The sequence below is a fragment of the Brevibacillus borstelensis genome (genome assembly GCF_036700025.1).
Lineage (GTDB): Bacteria > Bacillota > Bacilli > Brevibacillales > Brevibacillaceae > Brevibacillus > Brevibacillus borstelensis.
Window position 1 is genome coordinate 2,681,279 of record NZ_CP144922.1, and the last position, 24,911, is coordinate 2,706,189.

Below are 24,911 nucleotides of genomic sequence, written 5' to 3' on the forward strand. Positions count from 1 at the left end.
TATGAAAAAGTGGCTCCTTTATCTCTTGATAGCGCTTGCCTTGTACTTCTTTCCCTGGCTGTTTCCCAGCTCGTATTACGTGCACATGGCCCAAGGCTTCCTCTACACCTATATTGTCGTAGCCGGACTCAATCTGCTTGTCGGCTTGTCTGGCCAGCTTTCATTGGGGCATGCCGGATTTTATGCCATCGGTGCCTATGTCACCGGCCTTTGCACTGTAGCCGGGGTGCCGTTTCTTCTCAGCTTGCTGCTAGGGGTCCTGATTTGTGCCGGAGCGGGCGGACTCGTGGCAATGCTGTCGCTCCGGGCCAAAGGGCCGTATCTTGCAATGGTGACGATCGCCTTTGGTTTGCTCGTGGAGATTGTAGCCAATCGCTGGGTAGAAGTGACGGGTGGACCGGCAGGCTTGTATTTGCCGGAAGCAAAGCTGTTTGGACTTGGTCTTGGAACGGTGTCTTACTACTGGTTCATTGCTGTCATAGCGCTTGTCGTCACCGTTTTGATCGACAATCTCTTTACCTCTCGATATGGCAGAACATTCCGGGCGATGGGGAACAGTGAAGTAGCTGCGGCCACAGCAGGCGTACACGTAAGCAACTGGAAGGTGCTGGCGTTTGCAATCAGCGCCTGCACGGCCGGTCTCGGAGGAGCGCTGTTTGCGTTTCAAAATGCGTATTTCAACAGCGATACCTTCACCTTCGACAAATCGATTCTGTTTCTTGTCGGCGTCATTGTCGGCGGTGCCGGTACGAGACTGGGACCGCTGGTCGGGACGATTGTCATTTTCCTCCTGCCGCAATGGGTGCAAAGCTTGTACAATTACCACCTGCTGATATTCGGCGGAATTCTGCTGCTTAGTCTGATCGCCCTGCCTGAGGGGATCATCGGGGGGATCCAGCGCATCTTCAAACAAAGGAACCAATATTCCGGCACACCTTCGCTACCTGCTCCTGATTCGGATGGGCCGAGCCAGATGGGCAGCCGGGACGGAGCCGATTTAAACGTACAGGCAGCGGTCATGGAGTTTGACGGATTTCGGGCGGTGGATGCCATCGATCTGCAGATAAAAGGCTCGGAGGTAAGAGGGCTGATCGGGCCGAACGGGTCGGGCAAAAGTACGACTGTCAACATGCTCTCCGGCGTCTATGTCCCAACCAAAGGGAAGCTGTCGTGGAAGGGTGTGGACGTAACCAGCTTTCCGCCTCATCGGATGGCTGCCGCCGGGATTACCCGAACGTTTCAAAATCTGCAGCTTTTCCACGAATTGACCGTACTGGAAAACGTGATGCTCGGCTTCCATCTCCACTACCGGAAGGGCTTTGCCGCCAATATCCTGCATACGCCCGGCTTTTTGAGAGAAGAAAGCCATTTCCGGGCGGAAGCGATGCGTCTGCTTCAATTTGTCGGCCTGGCCGAAAAAGCGGGCGAGCAGGCGGCAGCGCTCTCCTACGGTCAGCAGCGCTTGGTCGAAATCGCCCGTGCACTCGCCACCAAGCCCGATCTTTTGATCCTCGATGAACCTGCGGCAGGAGCCAGTCTGTATGAGGTGGACAATATCGTTCGGGTCATCCGCAAAGTGAAGGACTCGGGGATTGCCATTTTGCTGGTGGAGCACCATATGGAAATCGTCATGAACGTCTGCGATACAATCACCGTGCTGGACTTTGGGAAAAAGATTGCCGAGGGCGATCCGGCTTTCATCAAGAACCATCCGCAAGTCATCGAAGCCTATCTGGGCGGGGAGGAGGTGACGAAGCTTGTTGTCGGTTAATAACGTTCGGGTTCATTACGGGATGGCCGAAGCACTGCGTGGGGTCAATCTCCAGGTCGCGAAAGGGGAGGTCGTCGCTCTGATCGGGCGCAACGGCGCGGGCAAGACAACGCTGTTAAAAGCGATTACGGGACTGGTAAAACTGCGAGAAGGGGAGATTCATTTCCAAGGAAAGCGGATATCCGGCATGCCTGCTCATGAGATCATGCGTCTCGGCATCGGCCATGTACCGCAGGGGAGGCAAGTATTCGGAGACCAGACGGTGGAGGATAATCTCATTCTGGGGGCGTATACAAAGATCAAACAGCAGCCACGTCAGGTTCGCGAGTGGCTGGAGCGGGAATACACCCGTTTTCCAAGACTGAAGGAACGCGCGAAGCAAATGGCCGGGACCTTGTCCGGGGGAGAGCAGCAAATGCTGGCGCTGTCCCGTGCGCTGATGTCGGATCCCGAGCTGCTCGTCCTGGATGAACCGTCAATGGGGCTGTCGCCCTTATACGTGAAGCTCATTTTGGATACGGTGACACAGCTTCGCAGCGAAGGCAAAACGATCCTTTTGGTAGAACAGCTGGCTGCCGCTGCCTTGGCCATTTCAGACCGGGCCTATGTCCTCTCCTCCGGCCAGGTGGAAATGAGCGGAGCTGCCGACGAGCTTTTGCATGACGAAAAAGTCGTACGCACCTATCTCGGCGCATAATGTAAGAAAAGCAGCAAAAGGCGGATTGTGTAAATGCCGCTTTTTGCAGGGCAAACCGCCCGGCCGTAGCTCCTGCTATGCCGGGTGGGTTATTTTCAGGGAGTGATCTTTGCTGAACCCCCTTCCAATTGGTTACAATAGAGGGGAGTAAGTCGACGGAGAAGGGAGTTTGGCCATGAGCGAAAGCGTAAAGGAAATTTCATTTCATACCACTGCTTTGAACGGTATAAACGTACATATCATGCCTACAGCCAAATTTAAGACAACGACAATCGTGACCATGATCGAACAAGAGCTTTCAGAGGAAACCGTCACGAAGACGGCTCTGCTGGCGATGGTGATGAAGCGGGCAACAGCCCGATTTCCGGAGACCAAGCAGCTTCGTGAGCATCTGGATTTTCTTTACGGAGCGATCTTTGATGTGGACGTTGTGAAAAAAGGCGAGCGGCAAATCCTCCAGATCTACATGGAGGTCCCAAACGAGAAGTACCTGTCCCAGGAAAACGCTCTTTTGGAAAGCGCGATCCGCTTTGTGGGCGACGTGCTGAGCCGTCCCTATCTGGAAGGGAATGCATTCGCAGAAAAATACGTTGCACAGGAAAAAGAGACGCTGCGCAAGCGGATCGAAAGCCTGATCGACGACAAGATGAAATACGCCAACCAGCGCGTGACGGAAGAGATGTGCCAAGGCGAGCCGTTTGCTCTCCTGGCCCAAGGGCGGACGAAGGATCTTGCCGGCATCAGCGGCGAAAGCTTGTACGCCCATTTTCAAGAGCTGATGAGCCACAGTCCGATCGACATTTTTGTAGTCGGAGACGTGGAGCAAAAAGAGGTTGAGGCGGCAATCGGCAAATTCGTTCAGCTTGACCGCAAGGATGTCAAGCAAATCGGGCCGACCAAAGCAAAAAAACAGGTTGCCGAAGAGCATGTCGTGATCGACAGGCTGGAAGTAAATCAGGCCAAGCTGAACATTGGCTGCCGTACCCAGATCAGCTATGCGGATGAAGACTACCCGGCGCTGCTTGTGTACAACGGCGTATTGGGCGGCTTCCCGCACTCCAAGCTGTTTGTCAATGTGCGCGAAAAGGCGAGCCTCGCTTATTACGCGGTCTCCAGACTGGAGAGCCACAAGGGTATCATGATGATGATGTCCGGGATCGATGTGAAAAACTTCGACCGGGCTGTCACGATTATCAAGGAACAACTGGAGAGCATGAAGCAGGGAAATGTCGGTCAGGAGGAGCTTGAGCAGACGAAGGCGACACTCTCCAACCAATTTCGCGAGCTTCTGGACAGTGCCCGGATGATGATCGACTTTGCCTATAACGGCGTGATTAGCGGACGCAAGCGGCATCTGGAGGAGCTGCTCGCCCAGATCAACGGGATCACCGTCGAGGATTTGAAGCGGGTAGCGGCACAGGTGGCCATTGACACGATATACTTGCTGCGGGACAAGAAGGGAGATGCCTGATATGCAGACGACCGTATTTGAACAGCTGAATGAGACTGTCTACGAGGAAAAGCTACCAAACGGACTGGCTGTCTATCTGGTGCCCAAGCAGGGATTCAGCAAGACCTACGCTGTATTTACGACTCGTTACGGCTCGATTGACAGTCACTTTCGCTTGAAAAACGGCGAAGAAGTGCATGTTCCAGACGGGATTGCCCACTTTCTGGAGCACAAGATGTTTGAGAAGAAAGACATGGATGTCATGCATGAGTTCAGTAGAAATGGTGCCTCGTGCAACGCATTTACCAGCTTCAACCGGACCGCGTACCTGTTTTCTTGCACGGAAAACCTTGACCGCAATCTCAATCTGCTGCTTGATTACGTGCAAGAGCCGTATTTTACCGAGGCCAGCGTAGAAAAAGAAAAGGGCATCATCGGTCAGGAAATTACGATGTACGACGACAATCCGGATTGGAAAGTGTACATGAACCTGTTGAAAGCCATGTACCAGAAGTTCCCGATCAACATTGAAATTGCCGGGACTATCGAATCCATTTCCCATATCACCAAGGATACGTTGTATCAATGCTATGAAACGTTCTACCATCCTGCGAACATGGTGCTGCTGGTAGTCGGTTCCTTTGATCCGGAAACCGTGATGAAATGGGTGCGCGACAACCAGGCAGCGAAAGAATTTCCGCCAACGCCGGTCATCGAGCGCTTGTTTCCGCAGGAGCCGTCTGCGGTCGCCAAAGAGCGCATAGAATTTCAGTTGCCGGTAGGCTTGCCCAAATGCCTGATCGGCTATAAGGAAAAAGCAGACGGTCTGACGGGAGAGGCCTTGTTAAAGCGCGACCTGACCACTAAACTGGTATTGGACATCGCGTTCGGCACCAGTTCTTCGCTCTACCAAAAATGGTACAACGAGGGGCTGATTACGGAGAGCTTTGATTTCGACTACAGCGGAGAAAAGGAGTACGGCTACTCCATTATGGGAGGAGATACGCCTGATCCCGACAAGCTCGCGGCACAGATCAAAGAGGGAATTCGCCAATTGCAGCAGGCTGGAATCAACCAGGAAGACTTTGAACGGGCGAAACGGAAAAAAATCGGGCTGTTCCTCCGTTCGCTCAACTCGGTTGAATTTATTGCCAACCAGTTTACCAGCTACAAGTTCAACGGGAACGAGCTGTTCTCCGTGGTGCCGACGCTTGAGTCGATCACCCGCGAAGACGTAGAAGCGCGCATGAAGGAGCATTTTGTTCCCGAGCAAATGGCTGTCTCGATTGTTCGTTCCGCTTCGCCACAGGAGTAGTGAAGGTTTATGTACAGTACGCCGCCATGGGCATTGGTTACGGGAGCCTCCGGCGAGATCGGGCAGGCGATCAGCCTGGCTCTCGCCGAAAGAGGCATCCCGCTTTACCTGCATTATCATCAGTCGCCGCACAAGGTAGAGCCGATCCTTCAGGCTTGCCATGAAAAAGGGGTCTCGGCCTACGCCTTTCAGGCTGATTTGCGTCATACTGACCAGATCGCCGGGATGTTCGCAGCAATGATCACCCCACCGCTGCTCATCGTCAACAATGCATCGGTCGATCACGTAGGCCTTTTTGCTGACGTGTCGCCCATGCAGTTCGATGACTTGATCGCGACCAACGTACGGTCCGCATTTTTTGTGACCCAGGCTGCACTGCCCGCTATGCTTCGCGAGCGCTTTGGTCGGATTGTCAACATCTCCTCCATCTGGGGGATGACGGGAGCGTCCTGCGAGGTGCTTTACTCGCTTGGCAAGGGAGCGGTCAACTCCTTTACGAAGGCGCTGGCCAAGGAGCTCGCGCCAAACGGCATTACCGTAAACGCGGTTGCCCCCGGTGCCATACAGGGCGGCATGATGAACCGGTTTTCACCCGAGGAAGTGAGTATGCTTGCAAGCGAGATTCCGGCCGGACGTCTGGGCACGCCAGAGGAAGTTGCGGCCGTCGCAAGGTTTTTGCTTTCTGCGGAAGCCGGTTACGTGACCGGGCAGATCATCAGTCCGAACGGCGGTTGGTACGCATAGAAAATCGTGCATATTTTTCCCTGCTTGTTGGAACTCTACCAATGTAACGGTCGCATAGGGGACCGCAATGCATAGGAGGAGGGAAAATACATGTCAGTTCTTGACAATTTTCGCGATTGGAAAGCGTTTCTCGGCGAGCGGGTTGAGCAGGCGAAGCAAGCGGGGATGGAGAGCGACACGCTGCAAAATGTAGCCTATCAAATCGGGGGCTACCTGGCTGAGCAGGTCGATCCGAAAAACGATCAGGAACGCCTGCTGAAGCAGCTCTGGGACGCCGGCGACGAAGAGCAGCAGAAGGCGCTCGCTTCTCTGATGGTCAAGCTGGTCCAAGATCCAAACAATGTAAATCGCGGCAATTAAATAGGGTCGTAATGAATCACAAATCCCCGTCTTTTGGGGATTTTTCTTTTCCGTCCATTGTCGATTATTCGGAACGTGTTATACTACTTAGGAAGAGAAATTTGGGTGTCGGAGAGGATCGGGCATGGAAGCGCAAAAAGAGTGGTACATGGAATACGAAATTTCAAAAAATCGCCCCGGTTTATTGGGAGATGTCGCATCCATTTTGGGGATGCTCGGGATCAACATCGTGACGATCAACGGTGTTGACGATATGCGAAGGGGAATGCTGCTCACGACGGATGATGACGAGAAAATGGAAGTTCTGCGCAATGTTATCCAAAAGATGGACAAGATAACGATAACGCGGTTGCGTCCACCCACGATGCTCGACCGGTTGGCGGTTCGGCACGGCCGTTATATCGAGCGTGACAGCGAAGATAAAAAGACATTTCGTTTCGTGCGGGATGAGCTGGGCTTGCTCGTCGATTTCATGGCAGAGATTTTGAAGCGGGAAGGACATCAGCTCATCGGAATCCGGGGAATGCCTCGCGTAGGCAAGACGGAATCGATGATTGCCGCCAGTGTTTCTGCCAACAAGCGATGGACCTTTCTTTCCTCAACCCTGCTCAGACAGACGGTCCGCAGCTCGCTTGCCATTGATGAGATGTCCGCTGATCATGTATATTTGATTGACGGGATTGTTTCCACCATGCGTGCGACAGAGAAGCATCATTCTCTCCTGCGGGAAGTCATGAGCTTTCCGGCAGCCAAAATTATCGAACATCCCGATGTCTTCGTGCGGGAGTCGGAGTACGAACTGTCAGAGTTCCATTACATTATCGAGCTGCGGCAGCACCCTGATGAGGAAATTACATACGAACTGATCAACAACCGCGGATTCGACAATTTTGACATGACATAAGATGAAGGAGGGTAAGCTGTGTCTGAGCTAGGTCAAGTACTAAAAGAGGCCCGCGAAGAAAAAGGAATTACGCTCGACGACATTCAGCGGATCACAAAAATTCAACGGCGTTACTTAGAAGCCATTGAAAGGGGCCATTTGCACGTACTGCCCGGCCACTTTTACGCGCGCGCGTTCATCAAGAGCTATGCGGAAGCTGTTGGGCTAGATCCAAACCATATCATGAGCCATTTCCAGTCGGACCTGCCAGCCCAACCTCCACAGGAACAATTGGAACGGCTCCGCCGGCGGCGAGTCGCTACAACAAGCAATCCGCTTCAAGCAGGCAAGTGGGTTACCAAGACGCTGCTGGTGCTCTTTGTAGGGCTGATCATCGGGGTTATTTACGTAGCTGCTGTCAATAGCGACGGGTTTTCGACGCAGCCGGTTCCCGGAGGCAATTTGAATCCAGGGGCAGAGGTTGTAGGACCGGGCCAGGCAGGAAATCCGACACCAGTGCCACAAGTGCCACAGGCGCAAACCCCCAATCCGCCTGCTGTAACGCCGGAAACAACGCCGGATAACGGTTCGACAGCACCGGTTGTTCCGGAGGAGGTGCCGCAGTCGGTACTGACGTTTGAATCCCAGCAAGGTTCTCTGTACAAGTACACCCTGACTGGCGGCGACAAAATCAAAGTAAAAATAAAAGCGGTTGGAGAAAACTGCTGGTATGGCGCGGCGGAGGCGAAGACGACGAAATTCCCGAAACAGGGTACGCTGACCAAGGATCAGGAAGTTGAGATCGAGCTGGGAAAAACAGCGTATATACGTCTTGGCAAACCGGGTGCAGTGCAAGTGACCGTCAACGGAACGGCATTGGATACATCAAAACTGAAGTTCATGCCATCCAACGTAAGCATCACTTTGGGGCAGCCAGTCACTGAGTAGGCAAGCATTTTGCTTGCCTCAGCCTGTAGACAAAGTTCCGTAAGGAACAGGGTCTGCAGGCTTTTTTGTTGAATATAGAACATGTTACGTTTTCAAAAGTTATTTTTTAGAGGTGGCATTATGCTTAATAAGCAAGAGGCCGAAGGGCGTTATCAGATATCTGCATTCTCGCTAGATGAGTTGGTGCCAGAAGATCATCTCGTAAGAAAAATTGAAAATGCAATCGACTTTTCGTTCATCTATGACTTGGTGGAAAGCCTCTACTGTCATGACAATGGCAGACCCAGTGTTGACCCTGTAGTCTTAGTTAAAATTGCTTTCATCCAATATATTTTTGGAATTCGTTCCATGCGACAAACGATTAAAGAGATCGAAACCAATGTTGCCTATCGGTGGTTTATTGGCTATGATTTCAGTCAGCCCATTCCCCATTTCACGACCCTAGGCAAGAACTATGTTCGCCGTTTTCGGGATACTCAACTCTTCGAGTCGATCTTCCTTCGAATATTGGAGGAGGCGGTTCATCATGGATTCGTGAAGCCTGATGTGCTTTTCATTGATGCTACGCATGTAAAAGCCAGTGCGAATAAGCATAAATACGTGAAAGAAATCGTTGAAGAACAAGCGAAGAAATATCAAGAGCTGCTGGACGAAGAAATCAATCAGGATCGTATTGCACATGGAAAGAAGCCCCTTGAAAAAAAGACAGAAACTTCGAAGAAGGAGGTGAAAGTCAGCACAACTGACCCGGATTGCGGATTGTTTGTAAAAGGGGAAAAGGAACGTGTATTTGCTTATAGTTTTCATACAGCATGTGATCGAAATGGATTTGTGCTTGGTGCCAAGGTAACGCCAGGCAATGTGCATGACAGTCAGGTTTTTGAGGATGTTTTGAATCAAGTGCGAAAGACGTTTGCACAGCCTCAAGCTGTGGCAGTGGACTCGGGATACAAGACGCCTTACATCAGTAAAACACTCCTTGATGACCAGATTCGCCCCGTTATGCCCTACACAAGACCACGCACCAAAGAAGGTTTTTTTAAAAAGCACGAATATGTGTATGATGAATATTTCGACTGCTACATCTGCCCGAACGAGCAAATCTTAACATATGAGACAACAAACAAGGATGGGTACCGTATCTATCGATCAAATTCTCAAGTTTGCCGAAGTTGTCCGTTCTTGAAACAATGCACGGAAAGTAAAGACTACACAAAGAGAGTGAGTCGCCACATCTGGGCTGATTACCTCGAAGAGGTAGACCACCTCCGGCATACCGAGGAAAACAAACAAATCTATAGCAAACGGAAAGAAACGATTGAACGTGTATTCGCTGATATGAAGGAAAAGCATGGCATGCGTTGGACGACCTTACGAGGACTGGAGAAGGTCACGATGCAGGCGATGCTTGTTTTCGCTGCCATGAACTTGAAAAAAATGGCGACCTGGCTATGGAAATCAGGTCGCCAAAAGGTGAACGATCAAAACACCTTCGGTATTTTCATCAAATTATTAAACAAACTCCCTCTGCTGTTCGTTCAGCGAGGGAGTTTGTCTGCAACCTGAGGCAAGCATTTTGCTTGCCTTTTGCGCGTTCTTCAACTTTGACACTCCGTTGTAGCTTATATTATACTGTATAGGTGTAATCTGGGCTGGTGTGACCAATTGGAGGAAATGAAGGATGACAGAGAAGGTAGGCTCACGAGAAAAAGTTGCGATCGTAACATTGGGCTGTGAAAAAAATCTGGTCGATTCGGATATGATGGCCCATTTGATAGATGAGAAAGGCTACGAACTGGTCGACAATCCTGATGAAGCGACTGTCGTCATCGTCAATACCTGCGGTTTTATTGATGCTGCCAAGGAAGAATCGGTCAACAAGATTCTCGATATGGCCGAGCTGAAAGACTCCGGAAAGCTGAAATCGCTGGTAGTGGCAGGCTGTCTCACGCAACGATACAAAGAGGATATCCTGAACGAGATTCCCGAGGTGGACGGAATTGTCGGTACGGGCGACTTCATGTCGATCACCGGCATTATCGAGGAATCACTTGCAGGAAAACGTCCGGTCTATGTGGGCAATCCCATTTTTACGTACGAGGAAGTAGTCAAGCGGAAAGTAAAAGCAGGCACCTACTCCGCTTATGTGAAAATTGCCGAGGGCTGCGACAACGCCTGTACGTTTTGCAGCATTCCGATCATGCGCGGAGGATTTCGCAGCCGCACGATCGAATCCATTGTGGAAGAAGCAAGGCATCTGGCCGAACAGGGCATTGTCGAAATCAGTCTGATTGCGCAAGACTCAACCAATTACGGAACCGATATTTACGACGGAAAACACATGCTTCCCGAGCTGCTGAACCGCCTGGCAGAGGTGGAAGGGATAGAGTGGCTGAGGCTTCACTACGCTTATCCGGGCTTCTTTACGGACGAGCTGATTGACGTTTTCGCCTCCAACCCGAAAGTATGTAAATACGTGGATATGCCCCTGCAGCATTCCGAGGACCATGTCCTTAAAAAAATGCGCCGCCCAGGACGCCAGCGGGATACACGTGAACTGGTGGCCAAGATCCGGGCTCAGGTGCCGGATGTGGCTCTCCGTACATCTCTGATCGTCGGTTTTCCGGGTGAGACCGAAGAGGATTTCGAGCGGCTTTGCGAGTTCATAAAGGACGTGAAATTCGATCGGTTGGGTGTGTTTACTTACTCCAATGAGGACGATACACCAGCAGCACGGCTTCCTGACCATGTCGATGAAGAAACAAAGGAAAAGCGAGCAAACATTCTGATGGAGATCCAGCGGGAGATTGCCGCTGAGCGGAACGGACGTTTTGTCGGTCGCGAACTGGATGTTTTGATCGAACGTTACGAAGGGCGCAATGACATTTTCGTCGGTCGCACCCAGTACGATGCACCGGAAATTGACGGTGAAGTGTTTGTTTCCGGCTACAAAGGCGAGCTGGGCAAGATCGTGAAAGTAAAGATTACGCACTCCTACGAATATGACTTGGCCGGGGAGGTAGTCTAGGTGAATCTCGCCAACCGCATCACCCTTGCCAGGATTTTCCTGGTGCCCGTAGTCATGTTTTTTCTGCTGGTGCGTTACAATATCGGGAGTTTTACCATCGGCAGCCTGACGATGACCTACAACGAGCTGATTGCGGCATTGGTTTTTATCCTAGCGGCCAGTACGGATGGTCTAGACGGCTACATCGCCCGTAAAAGAAAAATCGTTACCAATTTGGGGAAGTTTCTCGACCCGCTGGCTGACAAATTGCTGATCTCTGCGGCCTTGATTTCTCTCGTGGAAATGCAAAGGCTGGAGGCATGGATTGCGATTATCATCATCAGCCGGGAGTTTGCTGTTACCGGTTTGCGTCTCGTCGCAGCGGCAGAGGGACAGGTAATTGCAGCCAGCGCCTTGGGCAAAATAAAAACGTGGATTCAGATCGTGGCGATCACGGCCGTGATTATCCGCAACTTCCCGTTTGCTATTTTTGGGATTCCATTTGATACAGTAGCGATCTGGGCCATGGTAGTGATCACTCTATACTCGGGCTATGACTACTTCGCCAAGAATCGCAACGTAATCCAATACTCGTAAGAAAACGGGTATTGGACTCTTTTTTCAATCCTCAAAGAGAATGGATGAGGGGCATGAAAGCGGAGATTATTGCTGTTGGAACAGAGCTTTTACTGGGGCAGATCGCCAATACCAATGCGCAGTTTTTGTCGCAAAAATTGGCGGAGATCGGCGTAGGAGTCTATTTCCATACGGTTGTGGGCGACAACACCGAGCGGCTGATGCAGGTCATCAAGCAAGCTTCTGTCCGCTCCGACCTGATTATTTTTACCGGCGGTCTGGGCCCGACTCAGGACGATTTGACCAAGGAAACGGTCGCGGCACATATTGACGCCGGACTTGTGACTGATCCTGTGGCGCTGGAACGCATTGAATCGTTTTTTCACCAGCGCGGCATTGTCATGACAGAAAACAATCGCAAGCAGGCGCTCGTTTTTGACCGCGGGCAGGTGTTTCCGAACGACACGGGGATGGCGCCGGGGATGGCAGCAGAGCACAATGGCCGTACATTTGTGCTTTTGCCGGGGCCGCCGAGCGAACTGTACCCGATGGCCGATCGGTATGTCATGCCTTATTTGATCGGCTTGCTGCCGGAGCAGCAGGTGTTTCACTCCCATGTCCTGCGTTTTTACGGGATTGGCGAATCCGCATTGGAAGAACAGCTGCTCGATCTGATTGAAAGCCAGGAGAATCCGACGATTGCCCCTTATGCCAAAGAGTTTGAGGTTACACTGCGGATTACGGCACGGGCAAAAACGGTGGCCGAAGCAGAGAAGCTGATCGAGCCGGTCGAGCGGGAGATTTACAGACGTTTGGGCGAATTTATCTATGCCAAAGGGGAAACCTCCCTCCACGAGGTCCTTGTAGAAGAGTTGAAACAAAACGGGAAGACCATCGCATGCGCCGAGAGCTGCACAGGCGGCAAAGTCGCCTCGCTAGTTACCTCCGTTCCCGGCAGTTCAACAGTCATGCGCGGGGGAATCGTATGCTATACGAACGATGCCAAGCGCGAGCTGGTCGATGTTCCCCAAGCTGTACTCGACACTGACGGAGCGGTAAGTGAGCAAACAGCAAGGCTGCTTGCCGAAAACGTGCGTCAAAAACTGCGCGCGACCTGCGGCATTTCGGTAACCGGTGTTGCCGGTCCGGACCCTTCAGAGGGCAAACCCGTGGGACTTGTTTACATTGGAGTGGCAATAGATGGACTGCCGACTGTTGTCAAAGAGCTCCGACTTGCCGGCAGAAGACACGCTATCGTGGGACGTGCTGCCAAATTTGCTTTATTCTACGCGCTTCAGCGACTAAAGAAAGGTGAACGTATATGACGATTTTTTCTGATTTTCCTTTACATAAATCAATTGTGCAAGCCATCTATGACATGGGCTTCGAGGAGCCGTCACCGATTCAGGCGGCGTGCATCCCGAAAGTGCTTGAGGGCGGAGACCTGATCGGTCAAGCCCAGACGGGTACGGGAAAAACAGCAGCATTCGGGATTCCGCTCGTGGAAAAAGTGACGCAAGGCAACAGAGTGCAGGCCATTGTATTGACGCCGACGCGCGAATTGGCCATTCAGGTAGCAGGCGAACTGATGCGAATTGCCAAGTACAAAAAAATCCGCACCCTGCCGATCTACGGAGGACAATCGATCGGCCACCAAATCCGTGCGCTTCGTCAAGGCGTGCAAGTGGTCGTGGGGACTCCGGGACGCGTGCTCGACCACCTGCGCCGAAAAACGCTCAGACTGGAAAATGTACATACACTCGTACTGGACGAAGCAGACGAAATGCTCGACATGGGCTTCGTGGATGACATCGAAACGATTATCAACCACCTCCCGGAAGAGAGACAAACCTTGCTCTTCTCCGCAACCATGCCTCCTGAGATCAAACGCCTCGCCAGCCGGTACATGAAGCAGCCGGAAACGATTGCAGTGAGCCGCGAGGAAGTGACCGCTCCCCTGATTGAACAGGTCTACTACAAGGTTTTTGACCGCAACAAGGTAGAGAGCCTTTGCCGCATTCTGGACAGCGAAGACGTCGAGCTTGGAATCATTTTCTGCCGGACGAAAAGAGGCGTAGACGAGCTGACAGAGGTGCTCCAGACACGCGGATATTTGGCGGACGGATTGCACGGGGACCTCTCTCAGGCGCAGCGGGACAAAGTAATGAATGCGTTCCGTGAAGGCTCGATCGAGTTCTTGATCGCAACTGATGTAGCTGCCCGCGGGATCGACGTCGGAAATGTCTCTCACGTCATCAACTACGACATTCCGCAGGACTCCGAGAGCTATGTCCACCGGATTGGACGCACGGGCCGCGCCGGACGCAAAGGTATCGCCATGACGCTGGTGACCCCTCGCGAAATGAGACAAATGATGTTTATCCAGAAACAGACGAAAGCGCAGATCATCTCCCGCAATGTTCCGTCCCTGGAGGAAGTGGCGGAGCGCAAGCAGGAGCAGCTAAGAGAGCAACTGATCTCGCTTCTGGAAAACGATACGATCGCCGAAATGTACGCGAAGGTCGCAGAATCGCTGACGGAACAGTATCCTCCTGAAAAGGTGGCAGCCGCAGCCCTGCATCTTGCCTTCCACAGTGAAATTGGCGAAACGGAAGAGGCTGAAGCCTACAACTTTGGTGAAACCGGCGCAGCAAAAGGCATGGTTCGTTTCTTCCTGAATGTAGGGCGCAACGCGAATGTTCGCCCGCAAGATTTGGTTCGCGAAATCTCCGAGTCTGTCGGCATCCCCGGCAAGGCAGTCGGCCGCATCGACATTTTCGAAAACTTCACGTTTGTCGAGGTGCCTGAGGAAGTGGCGCCGTTTGTATACGAGTCGCTGCGCCAGACGCGGATAAACGGCAAGCGGATCAACCTGGAGCCTGCAAAGCCGCGCGGCAAGCGCTCCTGATCCTTCTGCAAGGCTGGAAAAAACCACCGAGCCCCGCATTTCGGGCAGGTGGTTTTTCTATGCGAATATTTGTTCGCAAAAAATACTTGGCAAACCCTTCTGTCTCGATGTATGATGAAGACAAGAAGATAACAGTAACGATTTGGAAAGGGAGTGTCGTATTTGTCAGACCGCCGCGCCGCTTTAGAAAGTGCATTGCGTCAAATAGAAAAACAATTTGGTAAGGGTTCCATCATGAAGCTGGGGGATATGGCGAACGTTCAAGTTTCCACCGTATCCACTGGCGCTCTAGCCATTGATATTGCTCTCGGTGTGGGAGGATTCCCGCGTGGCCGAATTATTGAAATTTATGGACCGGAATCTTCCGGTAAAACGACTGTCGCCCTTCATGCGATTGCAGAAGTACAGCGTCAGGGAGGACAGGCAGCATTTATCGATGCGGAGCACGCACTCGATCCTGTTTACGCCGCCAAGCTGGGCGTCAACATCGAGGAACTGCTGCTGTCCCAGCCGGATACTGGCGAGCAGGCTCTGGAAATCTCGGAAGCGCTGGTTCGTTCAGGCGCGGTAGACATCATTGTCGTCGACTCCGTTGCGGCACTCGTACCGAAGGCTGAGATTGAAGGGGAGATGGGCGATTCGCACGTCGGTTTGCAGGCCCGTCTGATGTCGCAAGCTCTGCGCAAGCTCTCCGGTGCCATCAACAAGTCCAAGACGATTGCGATCTTTATTAACCAGCTGCGTGAAAAAGTAGGGGTTATGTTCGGAAACCCTGAAACAACGCCTGGTGGACGAGCTCTGAAGTTCTATGCCAGCGTTCGCCTGGATGTCCGCAAGGCTGAATCGATCAAAGTAGGCAATGACGTGATCGGCTCCAAAACCAAGGTGAAGGTCGTCAAGAACAAGGTAGCGCCGCCGTTTAAGACTGCGGAAGTGGACATTATGTACGGCGAAGGGATTTCCAAGGAAGGAAGCATTCTTGATATCGGTGCCGAAATCGACGTGGTGCAAAAGAGCGGAGCATGGTATTCTTTCAATGATGAGCGTTTGGGCCAAGGCCGTGAAAATGCCAAGATCTACTTAAAGGAAAATCCGGCAATCGCAGCCCAAATCGAGGCCAAGGTACGTGAATACTACAGCCTGAACCCAGGTTCCATCCCGGCAACCGAACCGGTCGTCGATCCTGAGCAAGATGAGGAACCGATGTTCGATCTGGAGTAAACTGAAAATGTGGCAGCCTGTCGCTCTAGACAGGCTGTTCCTGTTTTGTGAGAGGGGAGAAGCCGATGAAGAGCGGCAAGATCACCGCTGTTCACCGCGATATAAAAAATAAGCATCGCTATCATTTTTATATCGGTGATGAACTGGTTTTCTCGGTCCACGAAGATATATTGGTAAAGTATCAGCTTGCCAAAGGCGTAGAAGTAGACGATGGGTTTGTGCGGGAAATCCTTTTGGCTGAGGAAGAGCACAGAGCATTTTTGCTTGCCCTGCGCTATTTGGGGATCAGACCGCGTACTTCCCAGCAGGTAGTCTCCTACCTGCAAGAGAAAGGGTATCCGCTGGAAGTGGCGGAAACTATTGTGAATCGATGCAAGCAAATGGGATATATCGATGATCAGGCCTTTGCGAGGCAATGGGTAAATGAACGGCTGCGGTTAAAGCCGAGAAGTCCGATGATGCTGAGGATGGAGCTGAAACAGCGGGGGATCGACAAGGAGACAGCCGAAGGAGCGATGAGCACAGTCACCAGAGACGATGAGCTTGGTGCCGCACGTGCACTGGTTCAAAAGAAACTGCGCCGCTTCGAAGGGGAATTAGATCGAAACGACGAGCAAAAAATTCTGGCCATGCTGTACAGGAAGGGATTCTCGCAATCAGTCATTCAGGAGATTCGCCGAGAGCTGAGAGAGCACGGTGCGGACTAGAATGGCTCCATTTGCATGTTCTTGACAATTCTTGTTCACAAATAATAAAATAGATATGTATTTACTAGCTGTATCATACCTTTTCGCTGATTTGATCGCTCGTACCCAGTGAACAACTGAAGAACCGTACGGGATGTACGGATTCAGCGGACCGAGTAAAATCGGTCCTGTTTTTTAGCCTTTCGTAAGAGCGATAGAACAGCAGTACGCCGTGAATAACGAATGCTTGGAAAGCGGGGAGATGTCTTACCACAAGGAGGTGAAACAAGAAAGCCTATGAGTGCCATTTTTGAAAACTCCATAGTTATGATGATTGTGCTTGTTGCCGTGCTGCTTGTCGGACTTGCCATTGGCTACTTCGTACGCAAATCCATCGCGGAGGCAAAAATCTCCAGCGCTGAGGAAGCGGCACGACAGATCGTGGAAGAAGCCAAACGGGACGCGGAAGCCGTCAAGAAGGAAAAGGTGCTGGAAGCGAAGGATGAAGTATTCAAACTTCGTTCCGAAGCAGAGACGGAACTGCGCGAGCGGCGCAACGAGATCCAGCGCCAGGAACGCCGCATTCTGCAAAAGGAAGAGGCGTTGGATCGCAAAATGGAACAGCTGGAGCGCAAGGAAGAAGAATTGGCCGAACGCGACAGAACCATTGCGGACATGCAAAGCAAGGTGGAGCACTTATATAAAGAGCAGGTTTCAGAGCTGGAGCGCATCTCCGGTTTGACGCAAGAAGAAGCGAAAACCATCATTCTGACTGAGGTAGAGCACACGGTTCGCCACGAGATGGCCGTCATGATCAAAGAGATCGAGACCCAAGCCAAAGAGGAAGCCGACAAACGCGCTCGCGAAATCATCACAACGTCGATTCAACGTTGTGCTGCAGATCATGTGGCGGAAACAACCGTTTCGGTCGTCACGTTGCCGAACGATGAAATGAAAGGGCGAATTATCGGTCGAGAAGGACGAAACATTCGCGCGTTGGAGACACTTACCGGGATTGATCTTATCATCGACGATACTCCAGAAGCCGTTATTTTGTCAGGGTTTGACCCGATTCGCCGGGAGATTGCGAAAACCGCTCTGGACAAGCTTGTTGCTGACGGACGTATCCATCCGGCTCGTATCGAGGAAATGGTTGAAAAGGCTCGTCGGGAAGTGGATGAGAGAATTCGTGAGTACGGAGAACAGGCTACTTTTGAAACAGGTGTTCACGGCCTCCATCCAGATCTGATCAAGATCTTGGGACGCCTGCGTTACCGGACCAGCTATGGTCAAAACGTGTTGAAGCACTCGATGGAAGTTGCTCATCTCGCCGGTTTGATGGCAGCGGAATTGAAAGAGGACGTGAAGCTTGCAAAACGGGCAGGCCTTTTGCACGATATCGGAAAAGCAATCGACCACGAAGTGGAAGGTTCCCACGTGGAAATTGGCGTCGAGCTGGCCAAGAAGTACAACGAACATCCTGTGGTTATCAACAGTATTGCATCTCACCACGGAGACACGGAACCAACTTCTGTTATCGCCATGCTGGTTGGAGCCGCGGATGCTCTGTCGGCCGCACGACCAGGTGCGCGCCGCGAAACGCTGGAAACCTATATCAAGCGTCTGGAAAAGCTGGAGGAGATCTCCGAGTCGTTCGATGGCGTGGAAAAATCTTACGCCATTCAGGCTGGACGCGAGATTCGCGTCATGGTGCAGCCTGAGAAAATCGACGATGCCGAAGCAACTCGTCTGGCACGTGAGATTACGAAGCGAATTGAAAATGAACTTGACTATCCAGGTCACATCAAGGTTACCGTTATTCGTGAGACCAGGGCAGTCGAGTATGCAAAGTAAAGTGGCAGATGCCACTTTACTTTTTTTTATCGTCGCTGTGGGGAATGAGCGGAGTCATAGTTGCTGCCCTTTTTCGAGCGAATAAAATGCTTCTTCATCACAAAAGAGCCAGCAGCGGCGCGTCAAAAGCTTCGATGGCCGAAATGTTTACGACCGTGCAAAGCCGTTGCGGAAGTGCCGGCGCCAAGAGAAGGGCCGCTTTTTTTTCTGCGAGCAAGAAATGCTATACTAGTACTTGAGGTGAAGGCGAAATGAAACTGCTGTTTATTGGAGACATCATGGGATCTCCTGGACGAGACATCGTCAAAACGTATCTTCCATTATTGAAAAGAAAGTACCAACCCGCTTTTGTGGTTGTAAACGGAGAGAACTCTGCTCACGGAAGAGGGATAACAGAGAAAATTGCCAAGGAGCTGTTTGGCTTAGGCGTCCATGCCATTACAATGGGAAACCACACTTGGGATAACAAAGAAATATTCGACTACATCGACGGTGAGCCTCGCCTGATCCGTCCCGCCAATTTCCCGCAGGGAGCTCCGGGCAACGGGATTACGTATATCAAGCAATCAGAAGGAGAGCTGGCGGTCATCAATCTGCAGGGCCGGACTTTTCTGCCGCCGCTGGACTGTCCGTTTCAAACGGCGGATCAGCTTGTAGAGCAGGCGCGAAAGCGTACCAAATACATCTTTGTCGATTTTCATGCGGAGGCAACCTCAGAGAAACAAGCGCTAGCTTGGTATCTGGACGGCCGGGTTACCGCGGTAGTCGGCACGCATACCCATGTGCAGACAGCGGACGAGCGGGTTCTCCCGCAGGGTACAGGCTTTTTGTGTGACGTCGGGATGTGCGGTCCGATGAACGGTATTTTGGGTATGGATCGCGAGGCCGTCATCAGAAAGTTCATGACCCAGCTTCCTGCGAGATTCGAGGTAGCCGGGGAACCGGCCCAACTGAACGCTGTGCTCATAACCATCGACAAAGCAACAGGGAATGCGAAGAAACTAGAGAGAATCCGAATTGACGCCGACCATCCATTTATGGAATAATAAGAATAAGATTTGAATTTTTTGAATCTTTCATGTGCAGTTGCAGGAATTTTTAGGGGTTATGCGAATATCATTCTAATGATGAGAGGATTCCTATCAGACGGGAGGTTCAAAAGGATGGAAGTATTAAAAGTTTCAGCAAAGTCTAACCCCAACTCCGTTGCTGGTGCCCTAGCAGGTGTGCTTCGCGAACGCGGGGCGGCTGAGATTCAAGCCATTGGCGCCGGGGCACTTAATCAAGCTGTAAAAGCAGTAGCAATCGCACGAGGGTTCGTAGCGCCGAGTGGTGTTGACCTCATTTGCATTCCAGCCTTTACCGACATCGTGATTGATGGAGAAGAGCGCACAGCAATCAAGCTGATCGTAGAACCCAGATAATTCCTAACTGAACATGCTTTGGACTGCCTGTTTGTTCGTAGAATGAACAGGTTTTTTTCATGTATACGAAAGCAGGGCAGGTATGGTACGGTTTGATTTGAGAGTGATGCATGTCAGAGAGCTTCTATAGATATGGAGGGGTGGCTGTGGGGATTTTTGATGCCCATTGCGACGTGTTGTCCAAGCTGTGGGAGAGACCGGAGCTTGATTTTTACCAGGGGCATGAGGAGCTGCAGGCAGGTTTCCCTGACCTCCAAAAAGGGAATGTGGATATACAAGTGCTCGCTTGCTACGTGCCGCAGCATGTTCCGTTCGGAAGGCGCTTTCAGGCCGTGCTGGAGATGCTTGACCTGTTTCATGAGCGCGTGGCGAGTGAACAGTTCCGTCCAATTCTAAGCAACGCTGATTTGGAGGAATGTGTATTAAAGGGAACCAAAGGGGCTATTCTGTTTGTAGAAGGCGCGCATGCACTGGAAGAAAGCCTGGTTCAACTGAGAACTTGGCACCGTCTGGGTTTGCGAGGCATGACCTTGACCTGGAATCACGGAAATGCCGTGGCGTCAGGCTGCCAGGAACCGAATCCGGGAGGCTTGACAATGTTCGGCAGAAAGGTGATTGCGGAAATGAATCGCCTGGGGATGGTGATCGATCTCTCGCATGTGGCCGAGCCCGGTTTCTGGGATACGCTGGAGCTGTCGAAAGATCCGGTCATCGCTTCCCATTCCAATACCCGCAGCATATGTGATCATCCGCGCAACCTGACCGATGAGCAGATCAAAGCGCTCATTGCCAATAAAGGCGTGATGGGCCTGACCTTTGTAGACTTCTTTGTCACCTCGGAAAAGAGAACGGTCTGGATCGACGACCTGCTTCGTCACTTGGATCATGTTTGCGCTTTGGGAGGAGTCGACCATGTTGCTTTCGGCTCCGATTTTGACGGCATCACGACAACCTTTGGAGACCTTGCCAGAGCGGGCGATTACCACAATCTGGTGAATGCGCTCCAGAAGCGTTATAAAGAGGCGGAAGTACAGAAATTTATGCGTGAAAACTGGTTGCGTGTTTTCCGAAACGTGCTACAATAGTCATTGAGAACATTAATGTACCAAGTTCAACGTTTTATTCAGGTCAAAGTTAAGTTGAGTAAAAGCACTTGCTTTTTTGCATGGCTCGGACTACAATTGGTACAGTCTATGCACAATTTTGTCACATCTTATCGGAACCTGTCGTGTAAGGTGGGGCAGCTTTTTCTCACAGTCACTGAAAGGGTGGAATCTGAATGATTAGTCAACTTTCCTGGAAAGTTGGAGGACAGCAAGGGGAGGGTATCGAGAGTACTGGTGAAATCTTCTCGATGGCCATGAATCGGATGGGCTACCATCTGTACAGCTATCGCCACTTCTCTTCCCGTATTAAGGGTGGACACACCAACAACAAAATTCGTGTGAGCACCAAGCCTATGCGCGCAATCTCCGACGATCTGGACATCCTCGTTGCTTTCGACCAGGAGACCATTGATTTTAACGCTCACGAGCTGCGCGAAGGCGGTATCATCATTGCGGACGCGAAATTTAACCCGAAGCTGCCGGAAGGTCTGAAAGAAGTTCGCTTCTTTACCGTTCCTTTGTCCGAGATTGCAGACGAACTGGGTACGTCCCTGATGAAAAACATGGTGTCCATTGGTGCTTCCAGCGCGATCCTCGGCATTCCGGCGGAAAGCTACCGTAACATTGTTGAAGATATGTTCCTCCGCAAAGGCGAAAAAGTAGTCGAAAAGAACATGGAGGCTATTCGCCGCGGATTTGACTTTGTCAACGAATTGACGGGTGGACAACTCCCTGAATTCCAACTGGAGAAGGCTGAAGGTCAAAAACAATTGTTCTTGATCGGAAACGACGCGATTGCCCTCGGTGCAGTAGCCGCAGGCTGCCGTTTCATGCCTGCATACCCGATTACTCCGGCTTCCGAAATTATGGAATATCTGATCAAAAAGCTGCCGAAGTTTGGCGGTACTGTTATTCAGACTGAGGACGAAATCGCTGCCATTACAATGGCTATCGGCGCTAACTTCGGTGGCGTTCGCGCGATGACTGCTTCTGCAGGTCCTGGTCTGTCCCTGATGATGGAAGCAATCGGTCTGGCAGGTATTACAGAGACACCGGTTGTGATCGTGGATACACAACGCGGCGGCCCATCTACAGGTATGCCTACCAAGCAAGAACAATCCGATGTAAACGCAATGATCTACGGTACTCACGGCGATATTCCGAAAGTCGTTATCGCGCCGAGCACGGTTGAAGAGTGCTTCTATGACACTGTGGAAGCGTTTAACATCGCGGAAGAATATCAGCTCCCAGTCATTCTCATGACCGACCTGACACTCTCTTTGGGTAAACAAACCGTTGACCCATTTGACTATAGCAAGGTTGAGATCCGCCGCGGAAAACTGCTGGCTGGACAAGAACTGCCTGAAAAAGAGCAGAACGACCTGTTCAAGCGTTATGAAGTAACGGAAGACGGCGTTTCCCCGCGTGTTATTCCGGGACAAAAATACGGCTTGCACCACGTTACAGGCGTTGAGCATGACCAGACGGGTCGTCCATCTGAGAACGCAGCTAACCGTGTCGCTCAAATGGATAAGCGCATGCGCAAACTGGAAGGCGTGCTGAAAACCTTCAAAAACCCAGTCGTATTCGATGCGAAGCACGAAGAGGCTGATGTATTGATCGTAGGAATCAACTCCACGATCGGTACGATCCAGGAAGCAAAAGCTCGTCTCGAAAACGAAGGCGTAAAAGTAAACCATGCACAAATCCGTTTGATTCATCCATTCCCGGCTGAACAACTGAAAGCGCATGTTGAAAAAGCAAAACAAGTGATCGTAGTTGAACATAACGCACAAGCGCAAGTAACCAATCTGCTCAAACAGCACGTCGGACACGCTGAAAAGATCCAATCCGTGCTGAAATACGACGGAAACCCGTTCTTGCCGAAGGAAATCTATAGCGAAGTTAAGGGGCTGATTAAACATGGCGACTTTGAAAGAGTTTCGCAATAACGTAAAGCCAAACTGGTGCCCGGGCTGTGGAGACTTCTCCGTACAGGCATCGATTCAACGCGCTGCTGCTAACGTAGGTCTCGAACCTGAACAATTGGCAGTCGTATCCGGTATCGGGTGCTCCGGACGTATTTCCGGTTACATCAATTGCTACGGATTCCACGGCGTGCACGGTCGTGCACTTCCAATCGCGCAAGGTCTGAAAATGGCGAACCGCGAGCTGACTGTTATCGCTGCCGGCGGTGACGGTGACGGTTTCGCGATCGGTATGGGCCACACTGTTCATGCGATCCGCCGCAATATGAACATCACCTATATCGTAATGGACAACCAAATCTACGGTTTGACAAAAGGTCAAACGTCTCCACGTTCCGCGACCGGTTTCGTAACCAAGTCGACTCCGGCTGGTTCGATTGAATCTGCCATTTCTCCAGTTGAATTGGCTCTGTCTGTCGGCGCTACCTTTGTAGCCCAATCCTTCTCCAGCGACCTGAAAGGGTTGACTGAACTGATCGAAATGGGTATCAAGCATGAGGGCTTCTCTCTGATCAACGTATTCAGTCCTTGTGTAACCTACAACAAGGTAAACACCTATGACTGGTTCAAAGAAAACATTGTGCCGGTAGACACCATCGAAGGCTATGATCCGCATGACCGCATCAAAGCGATGGCTACTTCCATGCAGTACAAAGGCCTGTTGACCGGTCTGATCTACCAAAACACAGAACAAAAAGCTTACGAGCAGCTGGTAACCGGATTTAAAGAAGAATCCTTGGCTGGTCAAGATATTCGCATGAGCGAAGAAGACTTTGCGAAACTGGTAGCTGAATTCGCGTAAGCATGCATATTCGCACCTTTTGATGAAAAGCATGAGAAAAACCTCTCCGGGTGATGGAGAGGTTTTTTTGATGGCTGCGGAGTGCTCTTCCAGAATGCGTCACGATGTCGGTTTCCCGCGGATTTGCTGGATAAACAGCATCAGGAGGAACAAGATTACGAGTTGTCCAAACATGGGATAAAGAAGACGAAGCAAGGGACCAAAACCGATGAAGCTGATGGCGTATCCGACCAGCAGGATGCCTGCTACAATCGTATAGCGGCGTAGGCCTGTTGCCTTCTTGATCTGTTCGGAGAGGCCGAAAACATTCGCGACGAGCGTTGAGAATATTTCCGTGTAGACCAAAATCGAGAAGAAAAACGGAATCCCTTTGCCGAGGCCCTGCAGCAGAGCGATCATGGGCATCTCTGCGTGGCCGATCGCCGGCATGCGAACGGACATCGAAGCATAGGCCAACAGCAAAAGAATGCCAATGCCCAAACCGCCCAGTATGCCTCCCCATATCAGCGGTCTCTCGCTAAAGCTGTGACGACCGATTGGAACGAGCACAGCTTGTGTCAGCGAGATATTTAAGGCAACATAGTAGAGAGGGGAGCTCAGCCAGGCCCAAGGCTTGACGGCTTCGATCAGGGGCTCGTCATCCAGCCAAGGCCGGGAATATAGAAATACGAGCAGGGTAAAGCCGATCAAAAGGGGGACGAACAAGCTGTTGACGGAATGAATGGCAAACAAGCCTTTTCGTGCCACCAAAAAAATCAGGATCATGCTTACCCAAATCCCGAGCTGCGGAGATAATTGGAAAGACTCCAGGAAGACAGCTCCAGTTGCAGCCAGCATCACTGAGGTTGTTCCAAACAACACAGTCAAGAGCAGCATGTTGAAGATAGTACCGACGGGTCGTCCAAACAAATAGGTACTCAGGTCCTGGTAAGAATCGGCCTGAATCCGATAGGATAGCACCATGACCCGGATTCCGCCCCAGATAAACAAGCCGGTGGCAAGCAGAATGCCTACCAGCCCCTGAGAGCCATACTGAACAAAAAACTCAACAATTTCTTTGCCGGAAGCAAAGCCTGCTCCCACCACCGTACCGATATACGTAAAGGCAATTTGCAGTGCGGCCTTCCAAGAACGCTGCATGACAAACCTCCTGTCCCACTTACTTCATCCT

22 protein-coding genes are annotated in these 24,911 nt (G+C 51.4%); 21 read left to right on the forward strand and 1 reads right to left on the reverse strand.

All coding sequences use genetic code 11. The features are described 5' to 3' along the window. The first annotated feature begins 1 nt into the window (after position 1). From V5G20_RS12610 to V5G20_RS12710, 21 genes are all read left to right on the forward strand, one after another. A complete protein-coding gene (locus tag V5G20_RS12610) occupies positions 2-1,771 on the forward strand; it encodes a branched-chain amino acid ABC transporter ATP-binding protein/permease (RefSeq protein ID WP_338463436.1) in 1,770 nt (589 codons plus the stop codon). A gap of 22 nt (positions 1,772-1,793) precedes the next feature. Next, entirely contained in the window at positions 1,794-2,468 is a 675-nt protein-coding gene (locus V5G20_RS12615; RefSeq protein WP_051567369.1) for an ABC transporter ATP-binding protein, read from the forward strand. Between the two features lie 175 nt (positions 2,469-2,643). Further along, positions 2,644-3,939, forward strand: coding sequence for an EF-P 5-aminopentanol modification-associated protein YfmF (yfmF, locus tag V5G20_RS12620; protein ID WP_338463437.1), 1,296 nt, complete (start codon positions 2,644-2,646; stop codon positions 3,937-3,939). A 1-nt stretch (position 3,940) separates the two neighbouring features. Then, positions 3,941-5,233 carry an EF-P 5-aminopentanol modification-associated protein YfmH gene (yfmH, locus tag V5G20_RS12625; protein ID WP_031932893.1) on the forward strand — a complete coding sequence of 431 codons (1,293 nt, stop codon included), beginning with the start codon at positions 3,941-3,943 and terminating at the stop codon, positions 5,231-5,233. 9 nt (positions 5,234-5,242) lie between these two features. Continuing rightward, positions 5,243-5,977 carry an elongation factor P 5-aminopentanone reductase gene (gene ymfI / locus V5G20_RS12630; protein WP_327970472.1) on the forward strand — a complete coding sequence of 245 codons (735 nt, stop codon included), beginning with the start codon at positions 5,243-5,245 and terminating at the stop codon, positions 5,975-5,977. Positions 5,978-6,067: 90 nt separating this feature from the next. Then, on the forward strand, positions 6,068-6,337 hold the full coding sequence (locus V5G20_RS12635) for a DUF3243 domain-containing protein (protein ID WP_003385789.1): 270 nt from the start codon (positions 6,068-6,070) through the stop codon (positions 6,335-6,337). A gap of 124 nt (positions 6,338-6,461) precedes the next feature. Further along, the gene (locus V5G20_RS12640; RefSeq protein WP_003385788.1) at positions 6,462-7,241 is read left to right on the forward strand and encodes a YmfK family protein; all 780 of its coding nucleotides are present in this window, start codon (positions 6,462-6,464) and stop codon (positions 7,239-7,241) included. Between the two features lie 18 nt (positions 7,242-7,259). Beyond that, the gene (locus tag V5G20_RS12645) at positions 7,260-8,168 is read left to right on the forward strand and encodes a RodZ domain-containing protein (protein ID WP_003385787.1); all 909 of its coding nucleotides are present in this window, start codon (positions 7,260-7,262) and stop codon (positions 8,166-8,168) included. A gap of 120 nt (positions 8,169-8,288) precedes the next feature. Next, positions 8,289-9,734, forward strand: a complete 1,446-nt coding sequence (locus V5G20_RS12650) for an IS1182 family transposase (RefSeq protein WP_024985259.1) — start codon at positions 8,289-8,291, stop codon at positions 9,732-9,734. A 115-nt stretch (positions 9,735-9,849) separates the two neighbouring features. Further along, the gene (rimO, locus tag V5G20_RS12655; protein WP_003385786.1) at positions 9,850-11,196 is read left to right on the forward strand and encodes a 30S ribosomal protein S12 methylthiotransferase RimO; all 1,347 of its coding nucleotides are present in this window, start codon (positions 9,850-9,852) and stop codon (positions 11,194-11,196) included. Then, entirely contained in the window at positions 11,197-11,772 is a 576-nt protein-coding gene (pgsA, locus tag V5G20_RS12660) for a CDP-diacylglycerol--glycerol-3-phosphate 3-phosphatidyltransferase (RefSeq protein ID WP_003385785.1), read from the forward strand. A 53-nt stretch (positions 11,773-11,825) separates the two neighbouring features. Further along, positions 11,826-13,076, forward strand: coding sequence for a competence/damage-inducible protein A (locus V5G20_RS12665; RefSeq protein WP_311068399.1), 1,251 nt, complete (start codon positions 11,826-11,828; stop codon positions 13,074-13,076). Beyond that, positions 13,073-14,659 carry a DEAD/DEAH box helicase gene (locus V5G20_RS12670; protein WP_003385783.1) on the forward strand — a complete coding sequence of 529 codons (1,587 nt, stop codon included), beginning with the start codon at positions 13,073-13,075 and terminating at the stop codon, positions 14,657-14,659. Before V5G20_RS12665 ends, V5G20_RS12670 begins: the two co-directional genes overlap by 4 nt. Before the next feature lie 162 nt (positions 14,660-14,821). Beyond that, the gene (gene recA, locus V5G20_RS12675) at positions 14,822-15,880 is read left to right on the forward strand and encodes a recombinase RecA (protein ID WP_338463438.1); all 1,059 of its coding nucleotides are present in this window, start codon (positions 14,822-14,824) and stop codon (positions 15,878-15,880) included. Positions 15,881-15,945: 65 nt separating this feature from the next. Beyond that, on the forward strand, positions 15,946-16,587 hold the full coding sequence (locus tag V5G20_RS12680; RefSeq protein ID WP_003385781.1) for a regulatory protein RecX: 642 nt from the start codon (positions 15,946-15,948) through the stop codon (positions 16,585-16,587). A 306-nt stretch (positions 16,588-16,893) separates the two neighbouring features. Then, on the forward strand, positions 16,894-18,420 hold the full coding sequence (rny, locus tag V5G20_RS12685; RefSeq protein WP_003385780.1) for a ribonuclease Y: 1,527 nt from the start codon (positions 16,894-16,896) through the stop codon (positions 18,418-18,420). A gap of 251 nt (positions 18,421-18,671) precedes the next feature. Beyond that, on the forward strand, positions 18,672-19,466 hold the full coding sequence (locus V5G20_RS12690) for a TIGR00282 family metallophosphoesterase (protein WP_024983816.1): 795 nt from the start codon (positions 18,672-18,674) through the stop codon (positions 19,464-19,466). Between the two features lie 117 nt (positions 19,467-19,583). Next, entirely contained in the window at positions 19,584-19,844 is a 261-nt protein-coding gene (spoVS, locus tag V5G20_RS12695) for a stage V sporulation protein SpoVS (RefSeq protein ID WP_003385776.1), read from the forward strand. A gap of 146 nt (positions 19,845-19,990) precedes the next feature. Continuing rightward, a complete protein-coding gene (locus V5G20_RS12700) occupies positions 19,991-20,929 on the forward strand; it encodes a dipeptidase (RefSeq protein WP_003385774.1) in 939 nt (312 codons plus the stop codon). Between the two features lie 194 nt (positions 20,930-21,123). Further along, positions 21,124-22,902 carry a 2-oxoacid:acceptor oxidoreductase subunit alpha gene (locus tag V5G20_RS12705; protein ID WP_003385773.1) on the forward strand — a complete coding sequence of 593 codons (1,779 nt, stop codon included), beginning with the start codon at positions 21,124-21,126 and terminating at the stop codon, positions 22,900-22,902. Then, on the forward strand, positions 22,874-23,740 hold the full coding sequence (locus V5G20_RS12710; RefSeq protein ID WP_003385771.1) for a 2-oxoacid:ferredoxin oxidoreductase subunit beta: 867 nt from the start codon (positions 22,874-22,876) through the stop codon (positions 23,738-23,740). Before V5G20_RS12705 ends, V5G20_RS12710 begins: the two co-directional genes overlap by 29 nt. 99 nt (positions 23,741-23,839) lie before the next feature. On the opposite strand, the gene V5G20_RS12715 is transcribed toward V5G20_RS12710, so the two are convergent. Continuing rightward, positions 23,840-24,880, reverse strand: a complete 1,041-nt coding sequence (locus V5G20_RS12715) for a hypothetical protein (protein ID WP_003385769.1) — start codon at positions 24,878-24,880, stop codon at positions 23,840-23,842. Positions 24,881-24,911: the final 31 nt, after the last annotated feature.